Annotated in this window: 1 protein-coding gene; it reads right to left on the reverse strand. The window is 66.4% G+C overall.

Going from position 1 to position 654, the window contains the following annotated elements; all coding sequences use genetic code 11:
* Nucleotides 1-81: 81 nt before the first annotated feature.
* On the reverse strand, nucleotides 82-654 hold a 573-nt coding region (panB, locus tag ELR45_RS33465; RefSeq protein WP_240760329.1), incomplete at its 5' end, for a 3-methyl-2-oxobutanoate hydroxymethyltransferase.

Genomic DNA, 654 nt, shown 5'->3' on the forward strand with positions numbered 1-654 from the left:
GCCGTTCGTGTGGATCAAGACCGCCGACGAGATCCTCAACTCGCTCACAAAATATATCGCACGAATTAAAGGCGCAGGACACTAGTGGTACGTGTGCTCGTCTGCGGGGAACCGCCCAGCGACGACGTCGTCGGCGAACGCATGTGTCGCCGTAACCAGATTCTCGCGCAGATCTCCGAACGCCTTGACGAAACGGGGCGCCGCCCCGGAGCGCATCCCCGCCATGTCCTGCCAGACGAGCACCTGCGCGTCGCAGTCGGGCCCGGCGCCGATCCCGATCACTGGGATGGTCAGACGTTTGGTGAGTTCCGCGGTGACCTCGGCGGCGACCATCTCCAGCACGATGGCGAACGCCCCCGCCTCTTCGAGGGCGAGCGCCGCTTCGATGAGATCGTCCGCCTGGGCTCCTCGGCCCTGAACCCGGTAGCCACCGATCGCGTTGACGCTCTGCGGAGTGAACCCCGTGTGCGCCATGACCGGGATTCCGGCCTCGACGATCCGCCGGACCGACTCGACGACGGGTAGCCCGCCCTCCAGCTTGACCGCCTGGACGCCGGCCTCTTTCATCATCCGGATCGACGTGGCCAGCGCCTGCTCCGGTCCGAGCTGGTACGAGCCGAACGGCAGGTCACAGACGACGAGCGCCCGCTTGGA

This window comes from Phytoactinopolyspora endophytica (assembly GCF_004138495.1).
Taxonomy (GTDB): Bacteria; Actinomycetota; Actinomycetes; order Jiangellales; family Jiangellaceae; genus Phytoactinopolyspora; species Phytoactinopolyspora endophytica.